This window comes from Bacillus sp. AF62 (assembly GCF_050312695.1).
GTDB classification, from domain to species: domain Bacteria; phylum Bacillota; class Bacilli; order Bacillales; family Bacillaceae_G; genus Bacillus_A; species Bacillus_A cereus.
In genome coordinates this window covers 1-263 of the sequence record NZ_JBNPJZ010000305.1, presented here as the reverse complement: position 1 = coordinate 263, position 263 = coordinate 1, and the positions used below count along the sequence as shown (strand labels likewise).

Below are 263 nucleotides of genomic sequence, written 5' to 3'. Positions count from 1 at the left end.
TAGAAAGGAAGTGAAGAAGTGGCGCACAGCAAGCTCGACAAAGAAATTGAAAACTTCATAGAAAAGAACTGGAAAATGCTTTTAGGTATAGGAGCTGTTGCATTTGTCTGGTTTTCTAAAGAAAAAATCCTCACAGAATTGATGAAGCTGGTGCCAACTGTAGTCGGTGTGTTTCGCGGGTTTGCCTTATTGATCCTGTTAGGAATTGTCATACGAATTGTCTTACATGGCATCTATTTATACCTAGAAAAGAAGCGGTATCG

General features: G+C 39.5%; 1 protein-coding gene. It reads left to right on the top strand.

Features of this window, described 5'->3' with window-relative positions:
- Positions 1–18: 18 nt before the first annotated feature.
- On the top strand, positions 19–263 hold a 245-nt coding region (locus ACQRBL_RS32855; RefSeq protein WP_427736501.1), incomplete at its 3' end, for a hypothetical protein.